Below are 17,566 nucleotides of genomic sequence, written 5' to 3' on the forward strand. Positions count from 1 at the left end.
AGTAATTACTTACTTTTCTTGATATGCTTCATCAGGCGCTTACGCTTGCGCATCTGGGTCGGCGTCAGGGTGTTACGCTTGTTCGCATATGGGTTTTCCCCTTCTTTGAACTGAATACGAATCGGCGTCCCCATCACATCCAGAGACTTGCGGAAGTAGTTCATCAGATAACGCTTGTAGGAATCCGGCAGGTCTTTTACCTGGTTACCGTGAATCACCACAATCGGCGGGTTATAACCACCGGCGTGGGCATATTTCAGCTTCACGCGACGCCCGCGTACCAGTGGCGGCTGGTGATCTTCAACAGCCATGGTCATGATTCGTGTCAGCATAGACGTACCCACGCGACGGGTAGAGCTGTCATATGCTTCACGCACTGATTCAAACAGGTTACCAACACCACTGCCGTGCAATGCAGAGATAAAGTGCACGCGAGCAAAATCAATAAAGCCCAGACGGAAGTCCAGCGTCTCTTTCACCTGCTCTTTCACTTCCTGGCTCAGGCCATCCCACTTGTTCACCACAATCACAAGTGAGCGCCCACTATTGAGAATAAAGCCCAGCAGAGAGAGATCCTGATCGGAAATACCTTCGCGTGCATCAATAACCAGCATCACCACGTTGGCATCTTCAATTGCCTGCAACGTTTTGATTACTGAGAACTTCTCTACCGCATCGGTGATTTTGCCGCGTTTACGTACGCCTGCGGTGTCAATGAGTACATACTCACGTCCGTCACGTTCCATTGGAATGTAGATACTGTCACGTGTTGTGCCTGGCATGTCGTAAACCACAACGCGTTCTTCACCGAGAATACGGTTAGTGAGTGTAGACTTACCGACGTTCGGACGCCCCACAATCGCCAGTTTGATCGGCAGACTTTGCGGGTCGAAGTCGTCTTCCTCTTCTTCTTCGCCGTTCTCTTGCGCTTCAAATTGCGCCCAGTATTCTGCGTCTTCGTCCACTTCTTCTTGCGGCGCGAGATCTTCCATCCACGGCAGAAGAACGTGCTCCAGCAGGCTTAATACACCACGACCATGAGACGCGGCAATTGGGTAGATTTCGCCTAAACCGAGCGAATAGAAATCAACAACTGCCTGGTCTGGATCTAAACCATCAGTTTTGTTTGCCACCAGGAAGGTAGGTTTTTCTCGGGAGCGCAGGTGCTTGGCAATAGCTTCATCTGCTGGCATCAGGCCAGCACGCGCATCAACCATAAACAGTACAACGTCTGCTTCTTCAATCGCCAGTAGCGACTGTTCCGCCATGCGGGTTTCAACACCGTCTTCCGTACCGTCAATACCGCCGGTATCAATACAGATAAACTCGCGGCCTTCAATTTCTGCACGACCGTACTTACGGTCACGAGTCAGACCCGGGAAATCCGCAACCAGCGCATCTCGGGTGCGAGTTAGACGGTTAAATAACGTGGATTTTCCTACGTTAGGGCGCCCGACAAGCGCGACCACAGGTACCATGTTTAAAGCCTCATTTTTATAAATCATCAGACAACGATCGCTTTTTTTGCGTCGTTGTTAAAAACAGGAAAACGGCCCCTGTCCAGGAGCCGTTTTCAAAGTGAACGACAGAGACGATTAACGTGTAATGGAGTACACAGTCCCGTCTTTTGCCTGGATCAGCAGTTTGCCATCAGCGGCAACCGGTTCGGTCTGGAAACCGGAGCTATCAACTTTTTGCTGGGCAACGAAACGACCATCTTCGACGTTAATCCAGTGCAGATAGCCTTCACTGTCACCCACCACCAGGTTGCCATTATACAGCACCGGAGAAGTCAGCAGGCGATGCAACAGATCGCTTTGCGTCCACAGCGTAACGCCGCCATCAATAGTCAACGCCATCACCCGGTCATTTTGATCGACCAGATAGATGCGGTTGCCGTCGACGATGAAATCATTCACCGAACCCAGTTCGCGTTTCCACATAATCTGACCGCTGCGCAGATCAAGCGCCGTCAGGTTACCATTATAGGCCAGTGCAAAAACAACGCCGTTAATGATTACCGGAGTTGTGTCAACATCGCTCAGACGGTCGATTTCAGTAGAGCCGGTCGCCTGGGAGATGCGCTGTTGCCAAATCATCTGGCCCTGTTGCATCAGTACTGCGCTGACGCGGCCATTATCACCACCAACAACTGCTGCGCCAAACGCTGTGGCTGGCGCAGATTCGCCACGCAAAGAGAGCGAAGGCATATCGAGGTTAACTGTCCATTTAACAGCACCGTCTGCTTCGTTCAGCGCTTGCAACTGACCATTACTGGTGTGGATAAGTACCAGACCATCGCTAACCACCGGGCGAGAAAGTGCTTCACCTGCGACTTTAGTTTGCCATGCTACAGTACCATCGCTGGTATTCAGCGCGTAAACCTGCGCCTTTTCGCTGCCAATGTAAACGTGACCACCTGCTACGGTCACGCCGCCAGAAAGCAATGCCGGCTCTTTAGACAACCAGCCATCTTTCTCGGCCAGACTGACAGACCAGATTTCTTTGCCGTCATCCGCATTCATCGCTTTTACTAAACCAGCGCGGTCTGCTGCATAGACAACGTTGTCCGCCAGTGCCGGATGAAGATTAGAATAGAAGTTGCCAATGCCGCTACCAACAGAGGTGCTCCACGCCGTGGTCGGCGTAAACTGGTTTTCAACGGTCGGCAATGGGGACATCTTTACCACATCTTCTTCGCTGTTAAACAGCGAACAGCCGCTTAAAAGAGTAACGGAAAGCAGTCCTGGCAGCAGTAATTTACGCAATTGCATCGGGTCCCTCTCAGATGGACAAATTATTAATTTTCATCTGCATCATTTCGCTCAGTGCCGGGGTAGCATCGCTTTTCACGCCTGCTTCCCATGCACTACGCGCACCTTGCTTATCACCTTTGCTCAGCAATGCTTCACCACGCAGGTCGGCAACAATGGCAGCCCACCCTTCACCTTTAATGGTTTCAAGGGTTTTCAGCGCGGCATCAGCCTGCTTGAGCTGCACCTGAACTCGGGCAAGACGCAGATTTATCACGGCTTTGAGATTTTCATCGCTCGTGTCCGCCAACCCCTGTTGCAATTGGGCGGCAGCTTTCTCTAGTTCATTTTTGTCAACAAATTGCTGCGCAAGTTCCAAAGAAGCCAGCGCGCCATAAGTATTTTTATTTTCAGCAGCGAATTTTTCCGCCGCCGGAATGCTGTCTGGTTTGCCTTCGCTAACTGCGGTAACCGCATTTTGATAGGCAAGAGAAGTGGAGCGTGCGGAATCAACCTGATGGCTGTTCCAGTAGCGCCAGCCAATCAGTGCGCCAACGCCCAAAATCACCCCAACAGCCAGTGCTTTGCCATTTTCAGCAAAAAAGCGTTTAACCGCTTCAACCTGGTCGTTTTCGTTCTCGTAAATTTCCACGCTGTCCTTCTCCTTCCTTAACCCAGTAACGTGCGCAAATGCGCGGCTACGCTATCCTGCGCAACTGCCGTTTGCTCACCAGAGCGCAAATCCTTCACTACTGCCGTGCCGTTGGCCACTTCGGACTCACCCAGCACCACAGCAACGCGTGCGCCCCATTTATCAGCACGGGCAAACTGTTTCTTAAAGTTGCCGCCGCCGTGGTTGGTCATCAATTTCACACCCGGTAATTCATCACGTAGACGCTCAGCTAATGCCAGCGCCGCAGATTGTGTATCGGCGCCTGAAGCCACCAGGTATATATCGACAACGGGATCGGCTTTAAATTCCGGATTAACTGCCTGAACTAACAATACAAGACGTTCGAGGCCCATCGCAAAACCTACTGCCGGTGTTGCACGGCCACCCAACTGTTCCACCAGACCGTCATAACGACCGCCTGCGCACACGGTTCCCTGGGAACCGAGGCTGTTAGTCACCCATTCGAAAACGGTACGATTGTAGTAATCCAGACCACGCACCAAACGCTGGTTGACGGTGTAGGCAATACCTGCGCTCTCCAGCAGTTTGCACAGACCAGCAAAATGCTCGCGAGACTCCTCGTCAAGATAATCGCCTAACGCCGGAGCGTCATTGAGTAACGCCTGCACTTCCGGATTTTTGGAATCCAGCACGCGCAGCGGGTTGGTGTACATGCGGCGTTTGCAGTCTTCGTCCAGCTTTTCTTTATGCTGTTCGAGGAATGCCACTAAAGCGTCGCGGTAGTTCGCTCGCGCTTCCAGTGAACCGATTGAGTTCAGTTCGAGGGTAACGTGTTCAGAGATACCCAGCGCACGCCACCAGCGAGCAGTAAGCATGATCAGTTCGGCGTCAATATCCGGACCTTGCAGACCGAAGACTTCACAACCTAGCTGATGGAATTGACGATAACGGCCTTTTTGCGGACGCTCATGGCGGAACATCGGCCCGATATACCACAGACGCTGTTCCTGATTGTACAGAAGACCATGCTCGATGCCGGCGCGTACACAGCCCGCCGTCCCTTCAGGGCGCAAAGTCAGGCTGTCGCCGTTGCGATCCTCAAAGGTATACATCTCTTTTTCAACCACGTCGGTGACTTCACCAATCGCACGTTTGAATAGCGGGGTCTGCTCTACAATCGGCAAGCGGATTTCACTGTAACCGTAGCTGCCGAGCACGTTTTTCAGTGTGCCTTCAATGCGCTGCCAAATGGCCGTTTCGCCAGGCAGGTAATCGTTCATGCCGCGAATGGCTTGAATGTTTTTTGCCACGTTTATTCTCTTTCTGAATATAAAAATGAACCCTCAACGCTTCCGTCAATGTTTCGGGAGCTATGCGGGTTCAATCATACACGGGAAGCGAGGCGCTTCCCATCACGTTATTATTTTTCAACCTGCTGAACGTCAATTCGACGCGCTTCGTCCAGCTGACTGGCTTTCGCACGAATGCGCGCTTCCAGCTGGTCGATCATGTCATTGTTGTCCAGACGGTCTTTGCGCACGCCATCTTCATAAAGGCCGCTTTTCTTATTGCCGCCCGTGACGCCGAGTGTAGAAACCAGTGCCTCGCCAGGGCCATTCACCACGCAACCAATGATCGAAACGTCCATCGGGGTAATGATATCTTCCAGACGCTGCTCAAGTGCGTTAACCGTACCAATGACGTCAAACTCCTGACGAGAACAGGTCGGGCAGGCAATGAAGTTGATCCCGCGCGAACGGATTCGCAGCGATTTAAGGATATCGAAACCGACTTTGATCTCTTCAACCGGATCGGCAGCCAGCGAAACGCGCAGCGTGTCACCAATACCTTCAGACAGCAACAGACCTAAACCGATGGCAGATTTCACCGCCCCACTGCGTGCGCCGCCGGCTTCGGTGATCCCAAGATGCAGCGGCTGATCGATCTGTTTTGCCAGCAGACGATACGATTCTACTGCCAGGAAAACGTCTGACGCTTTGACACTGACTTTAAACTGATCGAAGTTCAGACGATCAAGATGATCAACATGGCGCATGGCGGACTCAAGCAACGCCTGCGGCGTCGGTTCGCCATACTTTTCTTGCAGATCTTTTTCCAGCGATCCCGCGTTAACGCCAATACGGATCGGAATGTTTTTATCGCGCGCACAGTCAACCACCATGCGAATACGCTCTTCATTACCGATATTGCCTGGGTTAATGCGCAGGCAGTCGACGCCGTATTCCGCCACTTTCAGCGCAATGCGATAGTCAAAGTGGATGTCGGCCACCAGCGGTACGTTAACCTGCTGTTTGATGAGTTTGAACGCTTCTGCCGCGTCCATCGTCGGTACTGAAACACGAACGATATCGGCACCAACACGTTCCAGCGCCTTGATTTGATTGACCGTCGCTTCGACGTCCGTCGTGCGCGTATTAGTCATGGACTGTACGGCGATGGGAGCTCCATCGCCAATCGGCACATTCCCAACGTAAATACGTGTTGATTTTCTACGTTGAATTGGAGCCTGGTTATGCATGCAAAATCTCCCGCGTTACCCGTCTGTTACTGCGCCGGTGATTGTTCGGCATTTAGGGTCAGACGCGCAACCTGGTTAGTTCTGATAAAACGACTCAGATCGACAGGTTTCCCTTGATACTGGATCTGTACTGCGGCCGGCGCACCAATTTTCAGTTTATACGGTGCCTGGCCGGTTAAATTCAAATTACCGTCTTTACGCTGCATCCCGCTGAACAGTTTTTTACCGGTAGCATCAGTGACTTCCAGCCAGCAATCGGCAGTAAAGTTCATCACCAGTGCATTCGGGTTAGCCGCCGGCGTAGTCACGCCTGCCTGATCGGTTGGCAGTGGTGCTGTGTCATCTGACGTCGTTGCCGTTGGCGCGGTCGTAGCAGTGGTATCCACATTCGCCTGCGAAGGCGGAACAACTGCGTTCTGCTGTGGTTCAACGGCAGGTGCCGGCGTGGTCACGTCTGACGTTTGCGTGTTTGCAGCGGTAGTATCCGCAGGTGCTGACGTCGTGGTGGAGTCACTCTGACTAGCGTTTGAGGAGGTATCTAACGGCACGCTCTGCGCCTGGCCGCTATTACCGTTCAGTTCCGCTGTGGTCTGATCTGCCATAGTCGTGATCTCTTCCTGCTGGGCTTTGTGATCTTGCCACCACCAGGCACCGCTCAGTCCAATCACCACGAATAACACCAGCCAAGTGAAGGTCATCAGCCAGCCATCGCGTTTTTTACGTCGCTTGCCGAGAGAGAAACTCTGCATAGGCGCAACTTTTGCGGCCCGTAACGGAGCCTGTTTTTCCAGCCCCGGCAGCAGCTCTTCTTCCGGAATATGCACCAGTCGTGCATAAGACCGGATATACCCGCGCAGGAATGTTGATGCAAGGTCGGCTGGCGCCTTATCCTCTTCAATATCGCGTACCGTGGAAACCTTCAGACAAAGTCGTTCGGCAACGGCTTGCTGGCTAAGTCCAAGTTGTTCGCGGGCATTACGCAAGCGAGCGCCGGTAGTAAGTGCTTCATTTTGGTCGTGCGTGGCTTCAGTATTCATTCGCTGCAGGTACGTTTAAATGAGAATTGAGATGCCGGTGAGCCATCATGCTCACCCACACCGCGAGACATCCATTAAGTTAACCTTTATCATACAGTATAAGACTGTCTGTGTGCTCATGACAAAGCCCACATGAATCAAAGCTAACTCACTGTTGCATCGTTACATACTGCCTTAAAGTCAGCAAAAACGCACCGTTAATATTGATCAGACAATTGCAACTTAATGCTATATTCATAAAAGATTACGCCACGGTACAAAAAGTAACCGTGGCGCAAGAGACATCAAACCGTTTTCACGTCGATGGCTTCACCCTGCATCCGTTTGCGCAGGGTACGTTTAGTGCGGTCGATAACCTCGCCCGCTAATTGCCCGCAGGCAGCGTCGATATCATCCCCACGCGTTTTACGCACGATGGTTGTGAATCCATAGCTCATCAACACTTTTGAGAAGCGATCGATACGACTGTTCGAACTGCGGCCATACGGCGCGCCCGGGAACGGGTTCCACGGAATCAGGTTGATCTTACACGGCGTATCTTTCAGCAGCTCCGCCAGTTGATGCGCGTGCTCTGTACCGTCGTTAACATGGTCAAGCATCACGTATTCAATGGTGACGCGGCCCTGATTGGCATTGGACTTTTCCAGATAGCGGCGTACTGCAGCGAGGAAAGTTTCGATGTTGTACTTTTTGTTGATCGGTACAATTTCGTCACGAATTTCGTCGTTCGGCGCATGCAGAGAGATTGCCAGCGCAACGTCAATCATATCGCCCAGTTTATCCAGTGCCGGAACAACACCCGATGTAGAGAGCGTCACGCGACGTTTAGACAAGCCAAAGCCAAAATCGTCGAGCATGATTTCCATCGCCGGAACGACATTGTTCAGGTTGAGCAGCGGTTCGCCCATGCCCATCATCACTACGTTAGTGATCGGACGCTGACCGGTGACTTTTGCTGCGCCGACGATTTTCGCCGCACGCCACACCTGGCCGATAATTTCCGACACCCGCAGGTTACGGTTGAAACCTTGCTGGGCAGTGGAACAAAATTTACACTCCAGCGCACAGCCGACCTGCGAGGAGACGCAAAGTGTGGCGCGGTCGTCTTCCGGAATGTACACCGTTTCAACGCGCTGATCGCCCACGGCAATTGCCCATTTAATGGTGCCGTCAGATGAACGCTGTTCTTCAACCACTTCCGGTGCGCGGATCTCCGCCACCTCTTTCAGCTTGCCACGCAACACTTTGTTGATGTCGGTCATCTCATCAAAGTTGTCGCAGCAATAGTGATACATCCACTTCATCACCTGATCGGCGCGGAAGGGTTTTTCACCCAAATCTTTAAAAAACTCCCGCATCTGCTGACGGTTGAGATCCAGCAGGTTGATTTTTCCATCTTTCGTGGTGACGTTTTCAGGTGTGACTAATTGTTCAGACATATGCTATTCCGGCCTCGTTATTACACGTTATGGCCCCTGGAGGGTTGAAAAAAGAAACGCCCCGGTGAGCGACTGCTCGTCCGGGGGCGCTGCATTGTACAAATTCTGGCGCATGGATGCCACGTTTGCACGCGGCATTTACGAAAATATTAACGTGTGCGCGGACACACTTCGCCTTCACCGAAGAAGAAGGCGATTTCGCGAGCGGCAGATTCTACAGAATCAGAACCGTGGGTACCGTTTTCGGTCAGGCTGTCAGCATAATCAGCACGCAGAGTACCGGCCAGTGCGTTTGCCGGGTTGGTCGCGCCCAGCAGATCGCGGTGACGCTGAACGGCGTTTTCACCTTCCAGTACGGAAACCACGATCGGGCCAGAGGTCATGAACTCAACCAGACCATCAAAGAACGGTTTTCCATCGTGTTCAGCATAAAAGCCACGAGCCTGTTCAACGGTCAGGTGCAGCATTTTGGTGCCGACAATTTTGAATCCAACAGCTTCAAAGCGCGCAAAGATATTACCAATAACGTTTTTTGCTACCGCGTTCGGTTTGATGATGGAAAAAGTACGTTCAATAGCCATTTTTACCTCTGTAAATTATTCTGTTGTTGTCTGTACCAGCGTACGAGATGGCGCGGATTATAATGAGCTACAGGGCCGTTGACTATTGATGAAGGTAACATTTTTTTAAAATAAACCGAGTTTAAGCAACAAAATCTGACAAAACAGACTACTGCATGGCAAATCTCACCGTCGCGACCTGTCCCATTTCATCCATCACCAGTAACTGATAATCACCTTTTTCACTCAAACGCAACGTAATGTTACGCCCACGTTCAGTTAACGGCGCACCATTAAGAAACCACCATCGTTCACCTGTGCCACCCGTGGTTTGCACAGGCAAAGAAGCATCAGCAGTGCCAGGTAAACGTTTAATAATCGCGCCATCGCGAACGCCTGTCAGCTGCAGCGGGAGCTGGGCATCGTGACCGTACGGCGGGCAACTTGTTGATGCCGATGGCAGGCGTGCGGCGCGGCGCTCCGATGCAGGCAGCCAGGGTTCCAGCGGTAGCGGCCAGACATTTATCATTTCTTGTCGCGCCTGAGGGCAATCAGCGGCAACACGTTTGCCGTTTTCATCCAGCCAGATGGGGAAACGAATGCCATTAATGCCTTCCTGCTCCGGTAGTAATAGCGTTGGCGGCTGGCTCCCGTCCAGCAGCCAGGTTGCCAGGCGGCGGCGACAGTTACCGTCACCTTCCGGCAAAGACTGTCCGCCAGGCCAGCAGATAACGCCACGGCTTACGGAGTCAGGACGCGGGTCTTCCGGCAGATTCGCACTGCGCGACAGTAAGATATTATTGACCTGATTCAACAGCGGTACGGCGCTGGCAAAACCAAACTGACCGACAACGGGCGTGCCGTCCGGCCTGCCGGTCCAGATACCGACCACATAGCGAGCGTTTATCCCTATTGCCCATGCATCGCGGTAGCCATAACTGGTTCCTGTTTTCCACGCCAGTGGTACGACGCGTGGCAAGGCGCTATCCGGAAGCGGCTGCGCTTCATCTGCCATAATACGGCGGATAATCCACGCGGCCCCCGGCGACATTAACGGTCGCTCAAGTAATGGGTCGCCCGGCTGTAAGCGCAACTTACCCGCCTTACCGTGGCGAGCAAACGCGGTATACGCTGCAGCCATATCTTCCAGTTTTGCACCAGCGCCGCCAAGAATGAGCGAAAGATTGGGCGCAGCACCGTTGGGCAGATACAACGGCAATCCAACATTGCGTAATTTTGCCGCAAACCGTTTCGGGCCATAGGCTTCCAGCACCTGCACAGCAGGTAAGTTCAGCGAGCGCACCAGCGCCTCGCTCATGCTGATCGGGCCATGAAAACCGCTGTCAAAGTTACCAGGTCGATAATCACCGGTGCGTCGGGGGACGTCTTGCAACAGCGATGCCGGGTGGATCAAACCTTCATCCAGCGCCAGACCATAAACAAATGGTTTGAGCACCGATCCTGGCGATCTGATCGCATTAACCATATCAACATGACCAAAGCGTGAATCATCGTTGAGATCGACCGATCCTACCCAGCCGCGAACACGCATATCGGTATGATCAACCACGATCATCGCCAGTGAGCTGCGCGCCGGCAATCGTCCTTTCCAGTTTTGCGCCAATTCTTCCAGACGTCGTTGAAGACCTGCATCCAGCGTAGTAACGATTTTGTCGCTTTTACTTTTACCGAGCATCATGCGCGAAAACAGCGGTGCCAATTGCGGCATTTGCCTGGGGGCCAGCCAGATGGGCTCTTCACTAGATTCTTTTACCTGCTCACGGGACCACACTCCTTGCGCAGCCATCCGTTTGAGCACTTTATTACGTGCGGCCTCAGCACGTTCCGGCCAGCGATCCGGGCGCAGTCGGCTGGGCGCTTGCGGTAACACCGCCAACATTGCTGCCTCGGAATAGCTCAAATTAGCAGGCGATTTCCCGAGATAAGCCCAGCTTGCCGCACCGATCCCCTGTAACGTACCGCCAAACGGGGCGCGGTTAAGATACAAGGTCAGAATTTCACGTTTAGACAGGTGCCATTCCAGTTGAAATGCGCGCCAGAGTTGGCGAATTTTACCGCCAAAGGTTTTCGAATGTGGATCAAGCAGGCGAGCTACCTGCATGGTGAGCGTACTGCCGCCGGAGATAACCCGACCAGAAGTAAGATCCTGCCAGGCAGCACGAGCCACCGAGAATGGGTTCACGCCTGGATGCTTCCAGAACCAGCGATCTTCGTAATTGATCAGTGCTTCGAGATAACGCGGAGAAACATCTTCGATGGTTACCGGATAACGCCAGATGCCATCAGCATCGGCAAAGCGCCAGAGCGGCGTCCCATCCTGCGCCACGACGACGCGTGCGGGGTTAACTTCATGTAGCGGCAGAGGCCAGAGTTTATCTGCCCCCCACGCTGCCAGAATGATAATAAAGGGCGTGACTGCCAGTGTTATCCAGCAGCCACGTTTGGTTAACAGACGAGGCATTTACGGTCTGATAATCAGCAAATCTTCAGTAGCGCCAGTCGCCCGCCATTGGGGAACATACATTGATTCCACCATCGGTTGCGGAACCTGATACGTTCCCGGCGTTACCGCCCGCGCCAGATACACCAGCGTTACCGGCTGATATTCATCTACAGCAACCGCCGCTACAAAGCGATCGTCCCGAAATTCAATATGCTTAATGTTCGCTTGTTGCATTTGATTGAGTAGGTTTTGCACTTCGCTGCCACTTTGCTCCAGGCTGGCGCTGCCATTAGCCAGGTTCTGGTTTTCCAGTTCCAGGCCCGCTGGCAGTAAATCAACGACCAAAGCATCCGGCACGCTGTCACTGGCTTTTACCTGCAACCAGACCAGCACCAGATCGCCGCTACGCAACGAGTCCAGAGACTTACTCTTACCGTCAGTACCAAGAATATGACGCTCAATTTGCAGCACATTGCTCGCAGGTTGTGGTGCGGATTGCGGATAACCGCTGGCATCCACACGCAGCCATAACGGCTGGTCGCCACGGTTGGTCACCTGCAACGCTGCCAGTTGATCGCTATCCAGATTGCTGTTTTGCGCTTTCTCGCCTGTCAACGGCTCGGCAGACAAAGACGTCTGCGCCTGCCATTTACCCGGTAAATCCTGAAGAGTACGGGCAGCCAGGAACAGCGCGTTACTTTCCTGGGTCGAGAGCCAACGTTCGCCAAATGCCTGCTGTGAAAGGGTGTTAATCAATGCCTGCTGTGCATCAGGCAGTAGCTTGTTCTCTTCAAGTAAAGAGAGCATCAGCGCGTTATCGCGCAGTGGGCTACCGTAATCGCCCAGCCATTTCCGTGCATCGTTACGCGACGTTTTCAGCGCCAGCGCAATCGCTTCTTCACCACGCGTCGCATCACCCATGGTTTTCAGCGCAACGCCAAGTTGCAGCAGCGGTAAACCAGAAGCCGCATCTGCACGACGCTCCCAGATTTCACGCAGCGCACCCAGCGGCGCTTTTTGTTGCCGTGCCAGCACCAGCGCTGTGTAAGACTGAACGGCAAACTTACTGGCTTTAAGATTATCAGCGTACGGAATCGACATCATGCCCGGATCTTGTAAATAGCGCAGCAGACGCTCGTTTCCACGATTAATGGCTTCTGTCGGCACGCTGTAACCCTGTTCACCAGCACGGGTCAGGAAATCCATCACGTAGGCGGTCAGCCAGTACTCTTCGTCACCGTTTTTATCCCACAGGGCAAAGCCGCCGTTATCACGTTGCATTTGCAGCAAACGCGAAATGCCAATATCGACTGCCGCACGGCGTTTATCATCGCTGTCACCTTTTATACCCAACGCCTGCAGTTGGGCTGCATTGGTATAAAGTGACGGAAACAGGCCGCTGGTGGTTTGCTCCAGGCAGCCGTAGGGATATGCTTTTAACTCTTTGATATAACGCGCGATGTTCAGCGGTGGCTTGCCGCTCAACAACAACTGCCCTTCCAGCGTAACAGGCGAGAAGTTTTGCAACCCATCAGCCGGGAGCGCCCATGTTTCACCAGGCTGTAATGCCGTACCGTAATTGACCGTTTGTGCCGGGAATGCCGGACGGACGCCGATTTTCCACTGCTTATGCTGATCGGCAACGGTTTCACCAGGTAACGCTAACCCGCTAATGGTGGCCTGAATTTCACCATCGCCAAACCCCGTCAGAGCACGCACCGGGATAAACAGCGTGGTTCGCACACCTGGCGCTAATTCAACAGGTGCGGGGGAATTACTCACCAGTTCAAGCAAGCCACTGGCGGTCAGAGCAACGTTAAGTTTTTGCGGTTTATCGGTAAGATTAGTGATGTCCAGCGTCAGACGTGAGGTGTCGCCGCTAGCCATAAAGCGCGGCATGTTCAGTTCCGCTATCACGGGTGCCGCAACAACCACTTTGCTTTCGTTGCTGCCGAAGTCATCGGCCGTCCATGCTTGCGCCATGACGCGCAATTCACCGTTAAAATCGCCAATCGGCAATGTAACCGTGCCTTCGCCCTGTTCGTTGAGCGTTACCGGCAGCGCCTGTTGCGCGACAATATTGACGTGATTTACTGGCGGTTTGCCACCGCGTTTCAGTTCATCACCATCGCCACCAAAGCGCAGTGCAGCCAGACGCCCCTGACCTTCAATAACCTGACCGTAAATATCGTAAATGTCTGCGCCATAGCGTTTCTGACCAAAGAACGCCTGCCACGGATCTGGCGTGACGTAGTCAGTAATATTCAGCACACCACTATCAACGGCAGACACCAGCACATTCACCTGTTTTGGCTTCTCGCCATTTTTAGTGCTGGCTTTAATTTTCACGGTTAATGGTTGATTGGGACGCATTTTTGATGGTGTTTCCAGCGCCAGATCGAGGCGACGGTTTTCATCACCAAGCGGCAAATGCAACACACCAACCGCGCGTTTTGGCGTCGCGGAGCGAGATTTATCGCCAGGACGCACCACCAGAGTACTCAAATAAAGATCATGACGATTCCAGGTTTTATCGACCGGAATCGTCAGATCCAGCCCTTGAGCCGGAACATCAATCTCTTGCCACCACAGCGGCCCTTCACTGGACTCGACCATCGCATAACCTTTACCCGCCGTTGGCGCGGCGATATGCAACTTAATGGTGTCGCCCGGGCGATAACTGGCCTTATCCAGTTTCAGCGTGACACGGTCCGGACGCACTGCGCCGCTACCGTCGCTATTATCCTGCCAGCTATATCCGGCCCAAAAACGCACGCTACTGACCGCTTCATTCGGCGCTTTGACTTCCAGACGATAAGCGCCCCACTCTACCGGAAAACTTACCTTGCCGGTTTCATCCGCTTTCAGATCCAGCGTTTGCTCATTTTCGATCAGATCTTTTTGATCGAACTGTGACTTCCAGCCTTCATCTTCCGACCAGTTCCAGTAGTAATCGCGACGTTCGCGAATCAGTCGCACCTGCAAGCCCGACACTGCTTTTTTCACGCCCTGCGCATCGCTATAAACGATATCAAAAACAGCGTTACTGTCTTCATCAACAATGGGCTGTTTTACCATGCTGTCAGTGCGATAATCGTAAACTGATTTTGAAGAGAACTGCGGACGGATCCCTGGCAGCACATCGGCAGGCCAGATAGCCTGCTCAGCGCGGCGCGTCACCGGGCGACCGCCCGATTCCAGCAAACTCCCCTGGAAAATAACCTGTAATGGGGAATGTACTTCCTTCCACTGGCTTTCAGTGGAAACTTCGCCGCGCCCTTTATCATCCAGCGTCAGTTGGACTTCATCCAGCGTGCGCGAAAGGTTTTCGGCAGCTATATCGCCGAATTCGAAACCAGGTAAGGCTGACACAGCTTCACGCAGCGGGCGCAGGAAAAGTTGCCCTTGTAAAGTATTACCATTAGCAGGTGCACCATACAGGTAGTACCCCACCACGGAGAATTTCACTTCATCTTTTGGCGTTAATGGCGTTTTCTCGCCGGTCAGATTCAACGCCATGCGCTCCGGCATAAAATCTTCGACGTGGAAATCCCACATCCGATACTGGTTATCCCCAGTGTTGGCTCGGATATGCCACATTCCAGTTGCCGCAGTGCTATCCAGCGGCCAGGTAAAGTGGTAGAGGCCATTTTCCGGCTGGCTAACAACACTACGCAGTACCTGCCCGTCAGGTTTAATCACGTCCAGTTTGATGGGTTGATCCGGCAGAGCTTTACCGTCTGCATCACGCAGTAAGCCGTTGAGGATTACCGTTTCGCCAGGGCGATAAAGATCGCGCGGACCAAACATAAAGAACTGTTTGCTGTAGCCTGGCGCGCCAGCAATGTTAAATTCCGCTAAGTCCAGTGCCGGAAGTTTTAAATCGAGCAGCGTTGTCTGACCGTCTTTACGCGCCAGCAGTAGCGCCGCGTTTTTATCATTTTCCAGCTGTACATGGCCTTGTGAATCACTGGTCGCTTGAGTCAGGGTCTGCCCTTTTTCATTTAATAGCGAGACTTCAATTCCTTGCTGGGCCGCGCCGTTTTCCAGGCTTTGAGTAAAGATATCCAGACGATTGTGATAACGGTGGGCCGATACGCCGATATCACTTAACGTAAATAGCGTAGCTGGATTACTGTAATCGTAATGTCCGGCCTGATTCATTACAGCCAGATACACGCCCGCCTGCTGAAGCGGCTTGATATCGCCGAGCGGCAACAATAATTTTTCGCGGGTGTTACGCGCAGGATTGAGATCAAAACGTCCGGTGTAGACCAGGTCCGCCATCTCCAACAGTTTGTCCGATTGCCAGTTCGCCAGTGAGTTACGATATTTCCACTGGCTAATGAAAGCTGGCAACGATTCCGGATTAACACGGAAGAAGTTAACATCGACATTGTTAACGTTGAGCGCCATTACTGGCAGTCCTTCCACGACTTTTCCGGGCAGCAGCGAACCACGGCTGGCAAAGCCGACGCTGGGTTGGATATCGCGGGTGGTGATGGTTTTTTCGTAATCTTTACTGAAGGTTGCGTTATTGAGTGCCTTAACTTCCTTGCCAATAGTGACGATCAAATCACGTTTCGGTTCGAGGTGGCGTAAACGCAGTTCTTTGAGATTATCTGACAACTCCCAGGCGCCATCCACTTTGCCGCTCTTTTTATCGACGACATGAATAACACGCGAGAAGTCCTGATCCGGGTCGAGGGGAACGGAGAAAGTCAGTACCAGCGTGGCTGCGCCATCGAGCTGTACCTCAGAGAGATCCAGCAATGTCAGTGCCTTACCCGCACTCTGTTGTGCCAGTTTTTGTCGCGCCGGCGAGGAGAGTTTCGCAGAAGTCGCATTTGTCGAAGATGACTCTTTAGCAACTTCAGAAGACGTATCTTTTTTCACTGCAGTTGGCGCGTTATCGTTGTTGTCGCACCCTGCCAGCGCCAGCATCAACATACAGGCGGCTAAGCGTAACTTTTTCATCTCTCATCCCTGCCACAATGGCCCGTTAGCAACGTCGAATGATTATTATGCGTGAGAAATGACGTTATGTAATTCAGTATCACACCCATACAATCCGAATTTTAGTGAGAATTGTGGCTCAGACAGCCAAATCAGCCTCTTTTGCTTGTCGCTTTTCGGCAAACATCCGACAATTTAACTTAACCCCGGCAAAAATGGAGATGCCTATGTCCACGACATGGTTTGTAGGAGCCGACTGGCTCGCCGAACATATTGATGACCCGGAAATTCAGATTATTGATGCTCGTATGGCGCCGCCCGGGCAGGAAGAGCGTAATGTTGCCCAGGAGTATCTGAACGGTCATATCCCCGGTGCAGTATTTTTCGATATCGAAGCTCTTTCTGATCATACATCCCCCCTTCCGCACATGCTGCCTCGCCCGGAAACGTTCGCCGTCGCGATGCGTGAACTGGGCGTTAATCAGGACAAGCATCTGATTGTCTATGATGAAGGAAACCTATTTTCTGCGCCGCGCGCGTGGTGGATGCTGCGCACTTTTGGTGTGGAGAAAGTGTCAATCCTTGGCGGTGGCTTAGCGGGCTGGCAACGTGATGATCTGCTGTTAGAAGAAGGCGCAGTGGAACTGCCGGAAGGTGAGTTTAACGTCGCGTTTACCCCGGAAGCCGTGGTGAAAGTGACCGATGTGTTATTGGCAAGTCATGAAAAAACGGCACAAATTATCGATGCCCGCCCGGCTGCGCGTTTTAACGCGGAAGTTGATGAACCTCGCGCAGGTTTACGTCGCGGACATATTCCCGGCGCGCTGAATGTCCCATGGACAGAACTGGTGCGCGAAGGCGAACTGAAAACGACCGATGAACTGGATGCGATATTTTTTGGTCGCGGCATCAGCTATGACAAACCGATTATCGTCAGCTGCGGCTCTGGTGTAACGGCAGCCGTGGTTTTGTTGGCACTCGCAACACTGGATGTGCCAAATGTGAAACTATACGACGGGGCGTGGAGTGAATGGGGCGCACGGGCCGATTTACCGGTTGAGCCATTGAAATAAGCTTTTTACAGGCAATAAAAAACCGCCGAATTTGGCGGTTTTTTATTGCTGGTCTGGTTCGCGGCCTTTCCAGCAGGTTGACTTGTGTTGCATGAACAACGCAGGCACCCC

General features: G+C 52.6%; 11 protein-coding genes. 1 reads left to right on the forward strand and 10 read right to left on the reverse strand.

The genetic code is table 11. From position 1 onward, the window contains the following. Positions 1-5: 5 nt before the first annotated feature. From der to yfhM, 10 genes are all read right to left on the reverse strand, one after another. Positions 6-1,478 (reverse strand): ribosome biogenesis GTPase Der, encoded by a 1,473-nt coding sequence (gene der / locus FEK46_RS08790; protein WP_032281443.1) that lies wholly within the window; start codon positions 1,476-1,478, stop codon positions 6-8. A 117-nt stretch (positions 1,479-1,595) separates the two neighbouring features. Continuing rightward, positions 1,596-2,774 (reverse strand): outer membrane protein assembly factor BamB, encoded by a 1,179-nt coding sequence (bamB, locus tag FEK46_RS08795; RefSeq protein ID WP_130207489.1) that lies wholly within the window; start codon positions 2,772-2,774, stop codon positions 1,596-1,598. 10 nt (positions 2,775-2,784) lie between these two features. Beyond that, positions 2,785-3,405, reverse strand: coding sequence for an ancillary SecYEG translocon subunit YfgM (gene yfgM / locus FEK46_RS08800; protein WP_130207491.1), 621 nt, complete (start codon positions 3,403-3,405; stop codon positions 2,785-2,787). A 17-nt stretch (positions 3,406-3,422) separates the two neighbouring features. Further along, a complete protein-coding gene (gene hisS, locus FEK46_RS08805; RefSeq protein WP_130237914.1) occupies positions 3,423-4,697 on the reverse strand; it encodes a histidine--tRNA ligase in 1,275 nt (424 codons plus the stop codon). A gap of 110 nt (positions 4,698-4,807) precedes the next feature. Next, positions 4,808-5,926, reverse strand: a complete 1,119-nt coding sequence (gene ispG / locus FEK46_RS08810; RefSeq protein WP_000551807.1) for a flavodoxin-dependent (E)-4-hydroxy-3-methylbut-2-enyl-diphosphate synthase — start codon at positions 5,924-5,926, stop codon at positions 4,808-4,810. 26 nt (positions 5,927-5,952) lie between these two features. Beyond that, positions 5,953-6,963 (reverse strand): cytoskeleton protein RodZ, encoded by a 1,011-nt coding sequence (gene rodZ / locus FEK46_RS08815; RefSeq protein ID WP_131162570.1) that lies wholly within the window; start codon positions 6,961-6,963, stop codon positions 5,953-5,955. Positions 6,964-7,247: 284 nt separating this feature from the next. Then, the gene (locus tag FEK46_RS08820; protein ID WP_130207500.1) at positions 7,248-8,402 is read right to left on the reverse strand and encodes a bifunctional tRNA (adenosine(37)-C2)-methyltransferase TrmG/ribosomal RNA large subunit methyltransferase RlmN; all 1,155 of its coding nucleotides are present in this window, start codon (positions 8,400-8,402) and stop codon (positions 7,248-7,250) included. Positions 8,403-8,551: 149 nt separating this feature from the next. After that, the gene (gene ndk, locus FEK46_RS08825; protein WP_135559330.1) at positions 8,552-8,983 is read right to left on the reverse strand and encodes a nucleoside-diphosphate kinase; all 432 of its coding nucleotides are present in this window, start codon (positions 8,981-8,983) and stop codon (positions 8,552-8,554) included. Between the two features lie 148 nt (positions 8,984-9,131). Then, entirely contained in the window at positions 9,132-11,444 is a 2,313-nt protein-coding gene (gene pbpC, locus FEK46_RS08830) for a peptidoglycan glycosyltransferase PbpC (protein ID WP_135559329.1), read from the reverse strand. Beyond that, a complete protein-coding gene (yfhM, locus tag FEK46_RS08835; protein WP_135559328.1) occupies positions 11,445-16,403 on the reverse strand; it encodes an alpha2-macroglobulin in 4,959 nt (1,652 codons plus the stop codon). Positions 16,404-16,609: 206 nt separating this feature from the next. Between yfhM and sseA the strand changes: the two genes are divergently transcribed. Further along, the gene (gene sseA / locus FEK46_RS08840) at positions 16,610-17,455 is read left to right on the forward strand and encodes a 3-mercaptopyruvate sulfurtransferase (RefSeq protein ID WP_135559327.1); all 846 of its coding nucleotides are present in this window, start codon (positions 16,610-16,612) and stop codon (positions 17,453-17,455) included. Positions 17,456-17,566: the final 111 nt, after the last annotated feature.

Origin of the sequence: Escherichia sp. E4736 (genome assembly GCF_005781225.1) — a bacterium.
Lineage (GTDB): Bacteria > Pseudomonadota > Gammaproteobacteria > Enterobacterales > Enterobacteriaceae > Escherichia.

Coding starts and splice junctions, on each gene's coding strand:
- rodZ (WP_131162570.1), bottom strand. CDS start 6,963: ATGAATACTGAAGCCACGCACGACCAAAATGAAGCACTTACTACCGGC.
- pbpC (WP_135559329.1), bottom strand. CDS start 11,444: ATGCCTCGTCTGTTAACCAAACGTGGCTGCTGGATAACACTGGCAGTC.
- yfhM (WP_135559328.1), bottom strand. CDS start 16,403: ATGAAAAAGTTACGCTTAGCCGCCTGTATGTTGATGCTGGCGCTGGCA.
- der (WP_032281443.1), bottom strand. CDS start 1,478: ATGGTACCTGTGGTCGCGCTTGTCGGGCGCCCTAACGTAGGAAAATCC.
- sseA (WP_135559327.1), top strand. CDS start 16,610: ATGTCCACGACATGGTTTGTAGGAGCCGACTGGCTCGCCGAACATATT.
- FEK46_RS08820 (WP_130207500.1), bottom strand. CDS start 8,402: ATGTCTGAACAATTAGTCACACCTGAAAACGTCACCACGAAAGATGGA.
- ndk (WP_135559330.1), bottom strand. CDS start 8,983: ATGGCTATTGAACGTACTTTTTCCATCATCAAACCGAACGCGGTAGCA.
- bamB (WP_130207489.1), bottom strand. CDS start 2,774: ATGCAATTGCGTAAATTACTGCTGCCAGGACTGCTTTCCGTTACTCTT.
- ispG (WP_000551807.1), bottom strand. CDS start 5,926: ATGCATAACCAGGCTCCAATTCAACGTAGAAAATCAACACGTATTTAC.